The following is a 15,643-nucleotide window of genomic DNA, read 5'->3' as shown; positions in this document are numbered from 1 at the left end:
GGTGATGAGTATGGATAAGCCACTAGCAACAATATTAAGACCAACTACTGTTAATGATATAATTGGTCAAAGTCATTTGATAAATGATAAAAATGGAATTATTAATCGAATATTAAATCAGAAGTTTTTAACATCATTAATATTTTATGGTAATCCAGGAACAGGCAAAACCACTATTGCTCAAGCACTAGCTAATGATTTAAAATGTGAATTTGGAGTATTTAATGCTGCCATTGATAAAAAAGAAAATTTAGAAAAATTAATTAAAATAGCACAAAACACTAAACCTTATATAATTATAATTGAAGAAATACAACGCATGAATCGTGATCGTCAAGATTTATTATTACAATATTTAGAACATGGCAATTTTATTTTAATGGCTTGTACTACTGAAAATCCTTATTTTGTAATTAATCCAGCTTTACGAAGTAGATGTCTATTATTAGAATTAAAGCCAATTAGTAATGAAGAAATGTTATTAGGCTTAAAAAAAATAATTACTAATAATTCATTTTTTAATTTTAATATTAGTGATGAAATTTTGGAAAATTGGGACTTTCCTAAAAACTGTGTTTTTTAAATAAATTTTAGTTGTAAAATCACTAAGTTACACAGATTGCTGGAAAGTCCCAAAAAACTGTAATTTAGCAACCGGTGATTTACGAATAGCAATTAATATTTTAGAAATATTAATAAAATTATATCCTAATGAAATCATAACTATTGATATTATTAATGCTATTATGCCTAAAGCAAGTAATTGAAATGCTAAAGAGGGAAATGAACATCATGATTTAAAGTCAGCATTACAAAAATCAATTAGAGGCAGTGATGTTAATGCTGCTTTGCATTATTTAGCAAGATTATTAGCAACTGGTGATTATGAAGCTTTATTAAGAAGAATGTTGATTATTGTTTACGAAGATATTGGACTTGCTAATCCTGCTTTAGCAATTAGGGTAAAAACTTCTATTGATACTTTTCGTCAAATTGGTATACCCGAAGGTATAATTTCACTTGGTTTAGCAGTTATTGAAATGGCACTTAGTGAGAAATCAAATAGTGCTAATTTGGCAGTACAAAAAGCATATAGTGATGTTTTACAAGGAAAAATATATCCAATTCCTGATTATTTGAAGCATAATTGATCTAAAAAATTAAAAAAATCAGTAGGTAAAGGTAAATTATATAAATTTCCACATGATTATGCTAATGATTATGTACAACAACAGTTTTTACCAACAAAGTTAAAAAATACGAAATATTATCAACCAAAACTCCATAACATTTATGAAAAAAAAATAAATGAAATTTATAATAGATTTACTAAAAAATAAAATTCTGAGGTGCAAAATAGAATGTTAAAAAATAAACATTTATGGTTGGGACTTAGTTTAACATTAGCAACAATTAATATTGTTGCTAACAGTAGTATTACTAATAATTTAACAAATATTAATAAATTAAAACAAGAAAATAAAACTGAAATTACTGAAGTGGTTACTAATACTACGTATGGTAATTTAAGTAATAGTACTATTTTAAATAGTCAAGATAAAGATGGAATATATCATCTTTTTGATATTAAAAGTATTATTGATAATCCAAATTTAGAACCTTATGTAAAAGAAATTTATATTGATAATTTTAAATTAACTTATAACCCTGAAAAGATAAATAAAGATGTTATTAATGAGTTTGATAAAGAAATTGCTGCTATTAATTATAAAGAAGAACAATTAACAAGTACTAATGATTTGCAAATTTTTCAAAAACAAAACTTGAGCAAAATATCAACAACAGCTTATATTTCAAATAAAAAGTCTAAAAGTAATTTTACTTTTATTCAATTTGGTGGTGCTAATACTCATATATCATTAACCGGAACAAAAGGTATTGTTGATGTAATTAAGAACTATGATAATTTAAGTGAAACATTGGGATTATATTATATTGCTCAGTCTCATTCAAAAAATAGTAGGGGAATTTGTCTTGACTTTGTTAAACAATTTATTACTAAAAGTAGTTTAAAAAATAATGAAAGCATTGCAGAAAAAATTTCTGAAAATATTTTCAATAATATAATTGATAGTCCAAATTTAGAATCTGTTATTAATATTTTTTCAATTGAAAATAATAGTAAAAAAATAAGTATTAGATATTTAGTTGACAGTACTGGTAACATTATTAGCGTTGGATATTTACAATATGATAGCAAAAATTTGGATACTAATAATAATTTAACATTAAGTCATAGTTTTTCAAAAGATGGAGGAAAACTAATAGATTATAATTCAGAAATAACTACGCTTTTAAAATGAAATGATTATGCTGATTCATGAAATAATTTTATATTTTTATATCCAACAATTTTTGCTAATTCGACAGACAGCATAACTTATAGTGTTATGAATAATATAACAACAATTAAAAGTAATGAACTAAACTTTAATACCAAAAAAATTCAAGACAAAGATAATCAATTACCAGTTTGACGAGTAGTAAATCAGCCACCTGCAGGTCAAAAATCACAAGGATTAGTTATTTATATATTTATGTGACATGATGAAAACACTATATATCAACAACTTAGAAGTAGTTCTATATCTCGTGCTTTTGATATTGGGCCATCTTTCTCAATAAATATTAGTAGATGAACAATTAGTAACATTATTAATGAATAATTATGTATCATTTTATCAATAAAATTAAAAATTTAATTTAAAACTACTTTAACTATGAAAGGAATAAATAAAATGAAAATAAATAAAGAAGAAACATGAACAGAAGTACAATGAGCGTTGAATAATCTTCATGGTCCAATTAGAGCAGGAGCATTAAGTGCACAAAATTGAAGTAATACGACAACAGGAGTTCTACTAACAATAGTAGGACTTAAGTCTGTTACTAGGGATAGTAATATTGAAAAACGTTACCAATTAATTAAAAGTGGAGTAGCTGATATGTTATATGCTGCATTTGGTGGTTGAGTTATTTGACAAGCATATAATTTAAATGAAACTGGTGGTAGTACAACTACCGAACCAAATTTACCTACTTTTCCTACTTTACCACCAAATGATGAAAGACTTTATTCTGAAATTGCTGAACAATTAACAGAAGATGCTGTAAGTAATGAATTAACTCCAGAAATGATTTCTATTGCATTAAATAAATTATTTACTGGTACAAATGGATTAGTTAAAGTGCTTAGTGGAATATCAGGTTTTGATTTATATAAAATTCAAAAAGTAACAAAAACTATTGAATACTTAAAATCACTTACTACTTTTGCAACTGCAGGCATTAACTTTACAAATGGTAATATTGTGGGAGGAAATTTAATGTCAATTTCAGCAATGATGGATGTTAGTCACACATATTTTTCTACAATGAGTAAATCTAATACTTCAAATAGTAAAGAGGAAATTATTATTAAAATTATTAATGAAAGAAAAGAACACATTACGAAAAGTTTTTCTTTATATAAAGGTATTTTAAGTAATAAAGATTTAAAGGAAATATATGAGTATTTAGAAAAAAATAATTGAGATAAGTTTGAAATGAGACATTCAGATAAAACAATTCCTAGTTTTGTTAAACCCGGAAAAATAAAAGATTGAAGACCAACATTGACAAAGTTTAAAGAATGAATAGATAATTATACTCCCAAAAATAAAAAGGTGGAATTAGTAACGGAGATTGAAGATAGTAGTCAACAAGAAAGAATAAAGTTAAAAATTCCTGATTATGAGTTTGAACCGGAATTTGTTACAAATGCAAATAATGATATGCCAGAAGTTATCATAGAACCCAATGAAAGACAACCACTTTTAAGAAGTATTAATGGTTAATTAAAATTATTTTTTATTTATTATTTTATTTTTTCTTGTACAATTATTTTAGAAATGATGAATTTTAAAGAAAGATTAAAAATTTAACTTTGTTTTTAAAATAAAAATATTTTAAAATTGACACTTATTTTAAATAATAATATAATTAAAAATGGTTAAATTTTCTAGGTGAATTTAATGAACGAAAAAATAATTTTAATTTGTACTGTATGTTTAAATCGTAATTATCATACATACAAAAATAAGATTAAATATAAAGAGCGTATGGAACTAAAAAAATATTGTGAACATTGTCAAAAACATACTTTACATAAGGAATCACGTTAGGAGAAATTTTCATGAGTGCAGAAGACAAATCAAAAGAAAAACCAAAAATTAATCCTGAAAAATTGGTTCTTTTAAAAAGTAAATTTAATATTTTACGTAAAATTAAACCTTTAAGAACAAAAAGAACTTCTGAAGGAAAACCAAGTTTTGATCCACGAACAGCCGATAAAAATAAAAAGGTTAATATTAGCGAAATTTGAGAAAAAGAACGTAAAAATCGTACGCCTGAAGAACGTTTTTATTATAAAAAAGAAGCGAGAACTTATCATAAATATTTTTTCTTATACTTATCAAGAGAAATTAGAAGAACTCGTTGAACACCAAGAAAACAATTAAATAATAAATTTATTACAACAGTATTATTTATTGCTGTCTTAGCACTATTCTTTTATGGAATTGAGCAATTATTACTATTTGTATTACCTTTATTAAAAATAATGTAAAAAATGGAGATGCCAAAAAATGAGCGAAAGAATAAAAAAAGAAACCTCTTTAGTGAAAACTACATCATTAGAAGAAACACATAAACATCGAATTGAGCAAGCACAATGATATATTGTTAATTGTAACAAAGGTCATGAAGATAAAGTTGCTGCTGATTTGAAAAATAAAATTGAAAAAAAATTAAATTTAAAAGATAATATTTTTCAAGTTAGAGTTGTTAAAGAAGCAATACCAGATAAAGATAAAAAAATAACTGAAAAAAATATTTTTCCGGGTTATATTTTTGTTCATATGATTTTAACCGAAGATACTTGATATGATATTCGTAATACAACAGGTATTAATGGATTTATTGGTTCTAGTGGTAAGGGTGTACCACCAACTCCACTTTCTACTAAAGAAGTTAATGAAATGTTATATCGTAATTCTAAAAATTCATCACAACCTAAAGTTAAAGAGATAAAAAAAATTATTCGTGATTTTGAGTTGAATGATTTTGTTCATATTACTTCTGGTGCTTTACAAGGTCGAGAAGGACAAGTTATTAAATTAGATGAAGATAAGGGTGTTGCAACAGTTTCTGTTGATATGTTTGGTCGTCAAACTGAAATTAAAGTAGAATATGATAGTTGTAAAAAAATTAAAGTTTAGTTTAAACTATTTAATTTTTATGTAAAATAAAATTAAAATATATTTGACTACTAATTATAATGATGTTATTATTTGTAAAGTACTATTTATATATATAAATAGTACTTTAATTATGTTTAAACTTGTGGAAGATTTATTCGTTTGGACCACAGTGAGAATCCATTTAGGAGGAGTTGCTCATGGCAAATAAAAAAAATATTAATCGTGAAGGTATTATTCAATTACCAGCTGGTAGTGCCAAACCAGGTGCTAGTTTAGCATCATTCGGTATTGATATGCCACGTTTTTGTAGAGAATTTAACGATAAAACCAAAGATCAAAAAGATGATGTTAATCCGGTTCCAATTCCAGTTTTTATTACAGCATATAAAGATAAAACTTTCGACTTTAAAATAAAAACTGCACCAACAACATTTCTTTTAAAAAGAGCATTGAAACTTGCAAAAGGTTCATCAAATGCTAAATTAACAAAAGTAGGAACACTTACTATTGCTCAAATTACAGAAATTGCTCAAATTAAATTACCTGATTTAAATGCTTATTCTTTAGAAGATGCAATTAAAATTGTTGCAGGAACAGCCAAGAATATGGGCATTACTGTTGAAGATGGAAAGCAAGGTGTTTAATATGAATAGAAGTAAAAGATATCTTGCAGTTGCAAAATTAGTTGATAACACTAAAGTTTATCCAATTGATCGTGCTTTAGAATTAGCTAAACAAACTTCATCATTAAAATTTGATGCAACAGTTGAAGCAGCATTTCGTTTAAATGTTGATCCAAGACATGCTGATCAAATGTTACGTGGTTCTATTGTTTTACCAGCAGGAACTGGAAAAATACAACGTGTTTTAGTGATAACTACTACTAAACAAAAAGAGGCAATGGAAAGTCAAGCTGATTTTGTTGGTGGTAAGGAAATGATTGAAAAAATTCAAAAAGGTTGATTTGATTTTGATGTTATTATTGCAACACCCGAAATGATGGGTGAATTAGGAAAAATTGGTAGAGTATTAGGACCAAAAGGATTAATGCCTACAGCAAAACTAGGAACAGTAACAATGGATGTTCAAAAAGCAATAGTTGATATTCGTAAAGGTAAAGTTGAATATCGTGTTGATAAACAAGGTAATATTCATGTTATTCTTGGTAAAGTATCATTTGCACAAGAAGGGTTAAAAGATAATTATTTAGCAATTCTTAACACTTTAAGAAAAGTTAAGCCTGCAGCAGTTAAGGGCGCTTATATTAAAAATATAAGTATTACTACGGCAATGGGGCCTGGTATTAAAGTATTAATTGAAGAATAATATAATAATATAGAAAAAATCATTAGTAAAAGTACTAATGATTTTTTTATGTTTTTATTCATAATTTTTTTATTATTTAAAAAAATTTTACGCTATAATTTATTTATTGTGATAATACCAATTAATACATTATTTTGGTAAAACAATAAAATAATTAGATAGTAAAGGAGAAACCTTAATGAAAAATCTTATAAATCTTTTTAAGAAACAAAATTGAGGAATAAAAATTGGCTTTGCCTCACTGGTAATTAGTTGGTTTTGTTTAGCATTAGGACTAATTTTAATTGCAACAGCCAATTTTAAAACCCCAAGTGGAGGAAGTTCACAATATGCTGGAAATGGCTTTCATGCTATTTCTATATGAGGACTTGATAGTTTTTTAAGCAAAGCTGGCTATGATCAAATGTGAACAGATGCTACTAGTGATAAGCTTTTAACTTATCCTCTTGCGCAAGTAGTTGTCGGAATTGTATTTACAGTAATTTTAACTGCTATCTTTCTTGGTGTTAGTGTTTTATCTTTAATATTTGGTTATTTTAAACGTTGATTATATTCTTAGTGTTTAGTAAGTGTTAAATATGGATAAAAATGTAGAATATAAAAAAGTTACATCTTGGGATTGAAAGCAAAAACTAGGATTATTCTTATGCATTTTAACTTTGTTTTTTCTAATAATTAGTTTAATATTATTTGGAACAGCTATTTTTAATGATCATTATAATAATTTTTTTGGTAACGGTTTTTGAAGTTTAAAACACTATGGTATTATTAATTTGTTTTATAATTGAGATCAACTAGATATAGAAGCGGCTAAAAATACTTATGTTTCTCATCCTTTTGAACAAGTTTATTTTGCAATTATTTTTTTAATTATTATTGTACCAATATGTTTTGTTCTTGGAGTTAGTTTATTAGTTAGAGGATGATGAAAGTCAAGAATTTAATATATAGTTACTTCATAAATTTATTTATAGTAAAATTTAATAATCCTGAATTGTAAAATTAAAAAGGACATTTATATAAAAATTAAATTGTGTTAATTCTATAATTAAGAAAAGAAAGGAATTAGCACGATGTATAAGTATCTGACTATTGAATCAATAATAGCAATAAAAGAATATAAAAGTTATGAATTTTCAATTCGTAAAATAGCAAAAGCTGTTGATTATAGTAAATCAACTGTACATAGAGTTTGCAGATTATTAAATCAAAACTTATTACCATTAGAAATATTGAATCAAATTCAAAAAAAGAAGCAAAATGCAGGTAAAAAATTAATAATTTTAACTTTAACAGAAATTAATACTATTAATTATTTGTTAATTACTAAAAATTATGTGCTTGATATAATTGCTATTTTTTTAAAGGAAAATAAAATAAAAAGTATTTTAACAAAAACTTTATATAACATGTTTAAAACAAATCGAATGGGTTTTGATGAAAATAACTTATTGAGAAAAGGAAAAAATAAACCTCATAAACGAAAAGAAACTAGAGGACGAATTAATAATTGTAAATCTATTCATGAAAGAAATTTAATCATTCCTAATATTAAAAATATACAAGAATTTGGTCATTTAGAGGGTGATACTATCATTGGTAAAGATCATAAAAGTTCTATTATTACTTTAGCTGATATATGATCAAAAACCACAATTCCTTTAGTTTCTAAAAATCATAAAGCAGAAAATATTACAAAAAGTATAATAAAATTTATTTCAAAGTTACAAAAAGGAACAGTTAAAACTATTACTTTTGATCGTGGTAAAGAATTTAGTAAATGAAAATTAATCGAAAAAATTTGCAATGTTAAGATTTATTTTGCAGATCCTGGCAAACCTTGTCAAAGAGGTTTAAATGAAAATAATAATGTATTTAGGGACTTTCCTAAAAACTGTGTTTTTTAAATAAATTTTAGTTGTAAAATCACTAAGTTACACAGATTGCTGGAAAGTCCCGATATTCAAAATCTACAGATCTATCTTTATATAAACAAAAAGACTTAAATGCTATAGCATTTCAAATTAATTCTACACCCAAAAAATCACTATCTTATAAAAGCCCAATAGACTTAATACAATTATTTTAAAAACTGTCCCATTTGTCCCATTTATATTTACAATTCAGGATTAAAAATATTTTTTATGAATTTCAAGAAATTTATGGTTATAAAATGATAACTTTATGAATTAACAAAATTTATAATTTAAAATTAAAATTTCATATTGTATATAGATATATGAAAAATATGAGTTTAAAAGCTAAGGTTCGCATAAAAAAATTTGATTATAGAACTAAATCAGGAAGTTTAAGATATGATAATTTATTAAAACGTTTTTTTGGGACTTTCCAGCAATCTGTGTAACTTAGTGATTTTACAACTAAAATTTATTTAAAAAACACAGTTTTTAGGAAAGTCCCGATTTTCTACTAATTTAAATGAAAAATTAGGTACTGATATAACTTATTTATTAACTAATGGTAAAACATATTATTTATCAATTGTTAAAGATTTTCATAATAATGAAATATTAGATTATAAAATAAGTGCAAGTTTAGACATGACATTTGTTGTCCAAAACATTATCCAAGCTTGAGTTAATGCTCAAAAACCTACTTCATGAATTTTACAATCAGATCAAGGATTTCTCTATACAAATCCTTCTTATAAAATTTTATGTGATGAATTAAAAATAAAAATTTCAATGTCTAGAAGAGGTAATTCCTGTGATAATGGTGCTACTGAAACTTGATTTGGAACAATGAAAACAGAATTTCTATATCAAATTCCAAGAAAAAATAGAACTATTGAATGAATACAAGACAATTTACCTAAATATATTTACTTTTATAATAATTATCGACCTCAAATAAAATTAAAAGGAATGAGTCCAATCGAATATCGATTAGCTCATTCCAAACCAACAAATAATTACTTCATACCTATAAATTTAACACTTACAAACGCTATTTTATAAAATTTAATAAAAGGTTACTTTTATTGTCCGCTTTTCTTGACAAGTTCATAACTGTTATTACAAGAATTATCACAACAACTAATTTATCAATTACTAGTGAATTAGATAATAATATTAATTATCATCATAAAAATTTACAAATAATATCAAAATCATTATTCAGAACAACTAAAGAAAACAATATCAAACTTACACTTACACTAGGAGCAACTTATGGTGAAATTAATAAAGATTTTATAATACAGCAGATGTATTTAAAGAACATCAACTAGCTGCTGGTTTTATTGTTAATTATTTTTAGTGATGAAGAAGGAAAAGTGGCAGCAGATGATGAAGAACAGGTTGCTGGTGATATTTGAGTTAAAATTACAGCAGATGTTAATGATCATTATTGAACAGGAACAACACCCATTTTGAAAGCAACTTTAACAGATAAGCGTTCTGATTTAAATACAATTAAGGATTTATCAGGAATGGATCCAATATTATTAATCCTAATTTAACATATCAACAAATTAATAAGAACGGTATTAATACTTCTAATCAATTAAAGAGTGATCCTTTAACTGGTAATTTCACAATTCAATATTTTAGTGATAAATTTGCTAAATATGTAATTAATAACTATTATCAACAAGTTGATATGGTTTATGTTATTATTACTCCTGATTTTCATACAGGAACTAAGTGAAAAACTAATAAAATACCAATTGTTTTTTCAATTGGAAGTAATGATAGTTTTTAAATAAAAATAAATTAAAGAGATTATTTTTAAATATTTATTTATTATTAGGTTATAATGTAATTATATTTTTTATAAAAATTTATATTTTAATTTTTTTCTTCTAACATTTTTTAAAATACTAAACATGTTTTTTATTTTTGACAGCAATAGATATTTTGGTTATGAGCTTTTATAAAATATAATATTAATTAGATTAATTTTGTTAGAAAGGATAATATTATGGAAAAAGAAAATCTTGCTAAAGTTACTTTCAATAAAAGAACAGAAAGAAATTCAATAAACAAGTTGAAAAGACAAGCTATTTTTAGCACGGCAAATCCATGAAAAGCAATCTTTATTATGGTCACACCACCTTTAATTGCTGTAATTATTTTTTCTACTTATCAAATTTTTGATAAATGAATTGCTACACAATGAGGTGGACAAAGTATTATTGATCGTTATAATAATTATCAAAATTTAGGAATAATGATAACTGCTGAACAAGCATTAAAAATTATTAATATTGCTACTACTTATGCTGCTGTTCCTTCTTCAATGATGGTTTCCTTTGCTTTAATGGTTGCAACTGGAACAGGTATTAAGTTTTCAATTGCATATGGTCAAAATAAACGAGAACAAATGTCAGAATATTTAGGAAATGGATTTTTATTATCTTTTTTAGTTTCTATTGTTCTTATGATCATTATGTATTTTAGTTGTCAGAGTATTATTGAATTTCAAGCTGGAAGTGATGCTGGAAGTAATCCAGTAATTAGGAAAATAATAATTAAAGAAGCAGTTAGATTTTCACAAATTTTAATTCTTGCTACACCATTACTTTTTTTTGCTTATTTTTTAGTTTCATTGTTACGTAGTGAAGGAATGATGTTATGAACAATTTTAATTAATGTTGCAGCTTGTTTAGTAAATATATCTTTAGATTTTATTTTTGTTATTCCTGGTAAATTAGGAATGGAAGGCACTGCATATGCAACTATTATTGCTTGAGCAAGCATTAATTTATTTTCAATAGGTATTATTTGATATAGTGCCGATAATTTAAGATTTAAAGTAGCACACTTAAAACTTAAATGAGTAATAGTAACGGGCATTTTATTAATTGGTGCAACTTCTTTACTACAAAATATTGCCCAAAGTATTTTGGCAATGGTTACTACTAAAATTTTAAATACATTGCCACCTCCAGACTATCATGGTGGAGGAAGTACTGGTATTCCGGTTTTTGTTCAATTATATGGTGGTATTATGCCTTGGTTAATTTTAATTAATGCACCTATTATTGGAATTACGCAGGGAGCAAGAGCATTAATTGGCTATGTTTATGGTTCAAAGGACTTTAGTCGTGTTTGACAATTGATGTGACGTTTAACTTTATTACTTTTATTGTTGCTAATTGGTTCAGTATTATTAGTAGTAATAGCAGGGCAATATATGATGAATTTCTTTGGCGTAGATTTAGAAATGGCAAGATTCTTTAAAGTTTATATTATTATGCAGTTTGCTTTTTATCCATTAGCTACACTACATTATGTTGCTGTTATTTTCTATCAATCAATTAATCGTGGTAAATTGTCATTATTTGCTAGTTTACAACGAACAATTATAATGCCAATTATTTGTTTAGGTTTAGGATATTATGTTGCACATGTTTCTCATAATGGTTTTTATTTTTATTTATTTCTTGGCTTTATTGATTTATTTGCTGCTTTTATATTATTACCATTATTAATTTATACATTTTGAAAATCTAAACCATTTATTCATACAACTAAAGATAAAAAAACTCAAATATCTAATTTATCAGAAAAAAAAGTAGTTAATAAAAATATATCTTAATATTAATATATGAAGAAAATAAAAAATACTCATTTAAAACAGAGTATTTTTTAATTATTTAAGATTAAAAAAGGTTGTTAATTTTATAAATTAAAAGGAATGAATATACAATCTATATTTGATTGAAGTCATTCCTAAAATAAAATATTTATTTACCTTCATTAACTCTTTTTTTTAATGCTTTACAAGAATTAAATTTAACTACTCGCTTTCTAGGAATAGTCATCGGTTCTGAATTTTGTGGATTTACTCCCGGTCGAGCTTTGCGGTATTTAATAGTAAAAGTTCCAAAGTTACGTAGTGTTACTTTTTCTCCTTTAATTAAAGCAGTAGCAATTTTATCTAAGATAAATTCTAACACTTCTTTGTATTCTTTTTCTGATAATTCTAATTTTTTTTGTACAGCTCGTGCTATCTGACTTTTTTGCATAAAATTTTCAACCCTTTCTTCACCAATTACCATAAGTATGCTATAAAAACATGCCTTAAATGATACTTATTATTATATAACATTTTTTAAAAAAACCTTATTTAATGAAAATCAAAGACTAGTAAAAAAATAAGATTTGAACATATAAATTTATATGTTAATTAACAACTGCAAAGCAAAAAATCTTTACATTCATTTTCTTGTATGTTAAAATTCAAAAAATAAGTAAATAACTATTTCGGAGGTACTAAGATATGCAAATGAAAAATTTATTAAGACTTATGGGTGCATTAACCCTAACAATAGTAGCTACTACTTCAGTTGTAGCTTGTGGTGATCAAACTGCTAAGCAAGATATTAAAGATGTTAAAGTTGATGATCTTAAAACAGCAGTAGATAGTGAAAAAACTTTTGGTGATTTAAATACTAATAAAGAAATTACTGATGCAGTTGCAGCAGCGATTAAAAAAACAACTAAATTAGATGTTAGTGTAGGTACTGATTTTACTTTAACTAATGATAAGAAAAAAGAAGATAAACAAGTTGCTGGTGAAGTTAAATTTACAGTTACAGAACAAGGTGATAAAATTTCAGGAACATTTACACTTACAGATACTATTGCATAAATAATTAATATATATTATGAACATCTAGAATAAAGTAGACACAGAATTGTAACCTTTGTGTTAAAAATACTTTAAGGAAGGTGTTCATTTTTTTATGGCTAAATGACTATCAAAAGAAGAAAAGTTAAAAATAATAAAAATAAGTAAAATTAAAACAATTGATAAAACCGCATTAGAGTATGGTATTGGTCGATCATCAATAAAAGAATGAATTAAAGCATATAAATTATTAGGTGAAAAAGGTTTAGAATATGGCAATGGAATTCGTGCTAAAAAAACCAAAAGAACAGGTCGACCCAAATCTTTAAATTTTAATGAAATGACAAAACAAGAATTAATTGAATATATTGAGGCAATGAACGATATAAAAAAGTATTTAGAAAAATCGACAAAAAAGAAGAAATATTTTGTGATTTTCTCATTGAAGAAAAAATATCAGATTAGTTATTTATGTTGATTATTAAATGTTTCAAAATCAGGATATTATAAGTGAATTAAGAATGGAATGAATGAATTTAATAAATGAGATACATTTTTAGCTAATATAATTAAAAATATTTTTTATGAATTTCAAGAAATTTATGGTTATAAAATGATAACTTTATGAATTAACAAAATTTATAATTTAAAATTAAAATTTCATATTGTATATAGATATATGAAAAATATGAGTTTAAAAGCTAAGGTTCGCATAAAAAAATTTGATTATAGAACTAAATCAGGAAGTTTAAGATATGATAATTTATTAAAACGTGATTTTTCAACTACTAATTTAAATGAAAAATTAGGTACTGATATAACTTATTTATTAACTAATGGTAAAACATATTATTTATCAATTGTTAAAGATTTTCATAATAATGAAATATTAGATTATAAAATAAGTGCAAGTTTAGACATGACATTTGTTGTCCAAAACATTATCCAAGCTTGAGTTAATGCTCAAAAACCTACTTCATGAATTTTACAATCAGATCAAGGATTTCACTATACAAATCCTTCTTATAAAATTTTATGTGATGAATTAAAAATAAAAATTTCAATGTCTAGAAGAGGTAATTCCTGTGATAATGGTGCTACTGAAACTTGATTTGGAACAATGAAAACAGAATTTCTATATCAAATTCCAAGAAAAAATAGAACTATTGAATGAATACAAGACAACTTACCTAAATATATTTACTTTTATAATAATTATCGACCTCAAATAAAATTAAAAGGAATGAGTCCAATCGAATATCGATTAGCTCATTCCAAACCAACAAATAATTAGTTCATACCTATAAATTTAACACTTACAAACGCTATTTTATAAAATTTAATAAAAGGTTACTTTTATTGTCCACTTTTCTTGACAAGTTCATTATTTTAAAATGACACAATTTAAATTGTGTCATTTTTTTCTAATTATTTTTCAAAATTTATTTGACTATTACTATTAAAAAATGGTATTATACTTATTGGACTAAATTTTGATACACTAGGAATTGTGTATATAATTAATTTTTTAAAATCATAAAGGAGGCTAACAATTAATGCCAACAATGAACCAACTATTACGTAAAGGACGTACAAATAAAAAATACAAATCTAAATCACCAGCGTTAAATGTTTCATATAATTCATTAACAAAAACAACTTCTTCAATTAGCAGTCCGCAAAAAAAAGGTGTAGCGCTTGTAGTTACTACAAGAACACCAAAAAAACCTAACTCAGCTTTAAGAAAAATTGTTCGTGCTCGTTTAACTAACGGTATGGAAGTTACTGCTTATATTTCTGGAGAAGGTCATAATTTGCAAGAACATGCTATTGTTGGAATCCGTGGTGGGAGAGTTAAAGACTTACCTGGAGTTAGATACCATGTTATTCGTGGGTATTCTGATACTGCCGGAGTAGTAAATCGTAATCAAGGTCGTTCTAAATACGGAACTAAAAAACCAAAAGATAAGAAATAAGGAGGTAAAACTAAATGCGTAAAAATCAAGCTATTAAAAGAGAATTAGTTGCTGATCCAATTTATGATTCAAAAATTGTTACTCAATTAATTAACGCCATTATGATTGATGGTAAAAAAAGTGTAGCTCAAAAAATTGTTTATAATTCTTTTAAAATTGTTGGAGAAAAAACCAAACAAGTACCATTAGAAGTATTTGAAAAGGCAATTGCTAATATTACACCACAATTAGAAATTAAAACTCGAAGAATTGGTGGTGCAAACTATCAAGTTCCTATTGAAGTTAGTGCTACTCGTAAGATAACTTTAGCAATTCGTTGATTAGTTTCTTATTCACAAGCAAGATATGGTAATAGTATGCAAGATAAACTTGCAGCTGAGATTATGGATGCTGCTACTGGTAATGGTTCATCAATTAAAAAACGTGATGAAATTCATCGTATGGCTGAAGCTAATAAAGCCTTTGCTCACTATAAATGATAAT

Annotated in this window: 21 protein-coding genes and 2 pseudogenes; 22 read left to right on the top strand and 1 reads right to left on the bottom strand. The window is 25.2% G+C overall.

Features of this window, described 5'->3' with window-relative positions; genetic code table 4:
* The first annotated feature begins 10 nt into the window (after positions 1-10).
* From ACQH20_RS01195 to ACQH20_RS01110, 18 genes and pseudogenes are all read left to right on the top strand, one after another.
* Positions 11-583: an AAA family ATPase gene (locus ACQH20_RS01195; protein ID WP_425377220.1), complete on the top strand. Its 573-nt coding sequence runs from the start codon at positions 11-13 to the stop codon at positions 581-583.
* 85 nt (positions 584-668) lie between these two features.
* The gene (locus tag ACQH20_RS01190; protein ID WP_425377554.1) at positions 669-1,340 is read left to right on the top strand and encodes a hypothetical protein; all 672 of its coding nucleotides are present in this window, start codon (positions 669-671) and stop codon (positions 1,338-1,340) included.
* Positions 1,341-1,361: 21 nt separating this feature from the next.
* Positions 1,362-2,687: a hypothetical protein gene (locus tag ACQH20_RS01185; protein WP_425377219.1), complete on the top strand. Its 1,326-nt coding sequence runs from the start codon at positions 1,362-1,364 to the stop codon at positions 2,685-2,687.
* Positions 2,688-2,759: 72 nt separating this feature from the next.
* On the top strand, positions 2,760-3,857 hold the full coding sequence (locus tag ACQH20_RS01180) for a hypothetical protein (protein WP_425377218.1): 1,098 nt from the start codon (positions 2,760-2,762) through the stop codon (positions 3,855-3,857).
* Positions 3,858-4,034: 177 nt separating this feature from the next.
* Positions 4,035-4,184 carry a 50S ribosomal protein L33 gene (gene rpmG, locus ACQH20_RS01175; protein ID WP_174481441.1) on the top strand — a complete coding sequence of 50 codons (150 nt, stop codon included), beginning with the start codon at positions 4,035-4,037 and terminating at the stop codon, positions 4,182-4,184.
* An 11-nt stretch (positions 4,185-4,195) separates the two neighbouring features.
* Complete coding sequence (gene secE / locus ACQH20_RS01170; RefSeq protein ID WP_425377217.1) at positions 4,196-4,627, top strand: preprotein translocase subunit SecE; 432 nt, start codon at positions 4,196-4,198, stop codon at positions 4,625-4,627.
* 19 nt (positions 4,628-4,646) lie between these two features.
* A complete protein-coding gene (nusG, locus tag ACQH20_RS01165) occupies positions 4,647-5,279 on the top strand; it encodes a transcription termination/antitermination protein NusG (protein WP_425377216.1) in 633 nt (210 codons plus the stop codon).
* A gap of 179 nt (positions 5,280-5,458) precedes the next feature.
* The gene (gene rplK / locus ACQH20_RS01160; RefSeq protein ID WP_425377215.1) at positions 5,459-5,905 is read left to right on the top strand and encodes a 50S ribosomal protein L11; all 447 of its coding nucleotides are present in this window, start codon (positions 5,459-5,461) and stop codon (positions 5,903-5,905) included.
* A 1-nt stretch (position 5,906) separates the two neighbouring features.
* A complete protein-coding gene (rplA, locus tag ACQH20_RS01155; RefSeq protein WP_425377214.1) occupies positions 5,907-6,587 on the top strand; it encodes a 50S ribosomal protein L1 in 681 nt (226 codons plus the stop codon).
* 178 nt (positions 6,588-6,765) lie between these two features.
* A complete protein-coding gene (locus ACQH20_RS01150; RefSeq protein WP_425377213.1) occupies positions 6,766-7,146 on the top strand; it encodes a hypothetical protein in 381 nt (126 codons plus the stop codon).
* A gap of 19 nt (positions 7,147-7,165) precedes the next feature.
* On the top strand, positions 7,166-7,531 hold the full coding sequence (locus ACQH20_RS01145) for a hypothetical protein (protein ID WP_425377212.1): 366 nt from the start codon (positions 7,166-7,168) through the stop codon (positions 7,529-7,531).
* Positions 7,532-7,660: 129 nt separating this feature from the next.
* A pseudogene (locus tag ACQH20_RS01140) lies at positions 7,661-8,470 on the top strand (IS30 family transposase); the annotation flags it as partial.
* A gap of 80 nt (positions 8,471-8,550) precedes the next feature.
* A pseudogene (locus ACQH20_RS01135) lies at positions 8,551-8,676 on the top strand (IS30 family transposase); the annotation flags it as partial.
* A 12-nt stretch (positions 8,677-8,688) separates the two neighbouring features.
* Entirely contained in the window at positions 8,689-8,952 is a 264-nt protein-coding gene (locus ACQH20_RS01130; protein WP_425377211.1) for a transposase, read from the top strand.
* A 196-nt stretch (positions 8,953-9,148) separates the two neighbouring features.
* Positions 9,149-9,565 (top strand): transposase, encoded by a 417-nt coding sequence (locus tag ACQH20_RS01125; RefSeq protein ID WP_425377210.1) that lies wholly within the window; start codon positions 9,149-9,151, stop codon positions 9,563-9,565.
* 23 nt (positions 9,566-9,588) lie between these two features.
* Positions 9,589-9,837 carry a hypothetical protein gene (locus ACQH20_RS01120; protein ID WP_425377209.1) on the top strand — a complete coding sequence of 83 codons (249 nt, stop codon included), beginning with the start codon at positions 9,589-9,591 and terminating at the stop codon, positions 9,835-9,837.
* 12 nt (positions 9,838-9,849) lie between these two features.
* On the top strand, positions 9,850-10,068 hold the full coding sequence (locus tag ACQH20_RS01115) for a hypothetical protein (protein ID WP_425377208.1): 219 nt from the start codon (positions 9,850-9,852) through the stop codon (positions 10,066-10,068).
* Positions 10,069-10,529: 461 nt separating this feature from the next.
* A complete protein-coding gene (locus tag ACQH20_RS01110) occupies positions 10,530-12,149 on the top strand; it encodes an MATE family efflux transporter (RefSeq protein ID WP_425377207.1) in 1,620 nt (539 codons plus the stop codon).
* Between the two features lie 148 nt (positions 12,150-12,297).
* Here the strand turns inward: ACQH20_RS01110 and ACQH20_RS01105 are convergent, their stop codons facing one another.
* On the bottom strand, positions 12,298-12,579 hold the full coding sequence (locus ACQH20_RS01105) for an HU family DNA-binding protein (RefSeq protein WP_425377206.1): 282 nt from the start codon (positions 12,577-12,579) through the stop codon (positions 12,298-12,300).
* Between the two features lie 254 nt (positions 12,580-12,833).
* Between ACQH20_RS01105 and ACQH20_RS01100 the strand changes: the two genes are divergently transcribed.
* From ACQH20_RS01100 to rpsG, 4 genes are all read left to right on the top strand, one after another.
* A complete protein-coding gene (locus tag ACQH20_RS01100) occupies positions 12,834-13,205 on the top strand; it encodes a spiralin repeat-containing protein (protein ID WP_425377205.1) in 372 nt (123 codons plus the stop codon).
* A 94-nt stretch (positions 13,206-13,299) separates the two neighbouring features.
* Positions 13,300-14,478 carry an IS3 family transposase gene (locus ACQH20_RS01095; RefSeq protein ID WP_425376543.1) on the top strand — a complete coding sequence of 393 codons (1,179 nt, stop codon included), beginning with the start codon at positions 13,300-13,302 and terminating at the stop codon, positions 14,476-14,478.
* Between the two features lie 262 nt (positions 14,479-14,740).
* The gene (gene rpsL / locus ACQH20_RS01090) at positions 14,741-15,160 is read left to right on the top strand and encodes a 30S ribosomal protein S12 (protein ID WP_425377204.1); all 420 of its coding nucleotides are present in this window, start codon (positions 14,741-14,743) and stop codon (positions 15,158-15,160) included.
* 14 nt (positions 15,161-15,174) lie between these two features.
* On the top strand, positions 15,175-15,642 hold the full coding sequence (gene rpsG, locus ACQH20_RS01085; protein ID WP_342254102.1) for a 30S ribosomal protein S7: 468 nt from the start codon (positions 15,175-15,177) through the stop codon (positions 15,640-15,642).
* Position 15,643 lies beyond the last annotated feature (1 nt).

It is taken from the genome of Spiroplasma endosymbiont of Aleiodes alternator (assembly GCF_964031135.1).
Classification (GTDB): Bacteria; Bacillota_I; Bacilli_A; order Mycoplasmatales; family VBWQ01; genus Spiroplasma_E.
Note: the sequence above shows the minus strand (reverse complement) of the source record. Positions and strands in the feature narration are given on the sequence as shown.